Source organism: Lelliottia sp. GFLA7, from assembly GCF_056490165.1.
In genome coordinates, this window is record NZ_JBWLAQ010000108.1 from 1 (window position 1) to 412 (window position 412).

Annotated in this window: 1 protein-coding gene; it reads right to left on the bottom strand. The window is 69.7% G+C overall.

From position 1 onward, the window contains the following. Positions 1 to 412: AAA family ATPase (locus AC07RN_RS21390; RefSeq protein WP_478337284.1), on the bottom strand; the 412-nt coding region annotated here is incomplete at both ends.

Sequence of the window (412 nt, forward strand, 5' to 3'; positions counted from 1 at the left end):
CGTTGAACACGTCCGGGTGCGCCTTCTCGATCTCGTCGAGCAGGATCACCGAGTACGGGTGGCGCCGCACCTGCTCGGTGAGCTGACCGGCCTCGCCGTAGCCGACATAACCCGGAGGCGCCCCGACCAACCGGCTCGCGGTGTGCCGCTCGCCGAACTCGCTCATGTCAAGCCGCAGCATCTTGCTCTCGTCACCGAACAGCGACTGCGCCAACGCCTTCGCCAGCTCGGTCTTGCCGACACCGGTCGGCCCGAGGAACAGGAAGCTGCCGACCGGCCGGCGCGGATCGCCCATTCCGGTCCGGCTACGGCGCACCGCCCGCGCGATCGCCTCGACCGCGTCCTCCTGGCCGACGACCCGCTGGTGCAGCTCGTCCTCCAGCCGACGCAGACGCTCCTTCTCCTTCTGCGT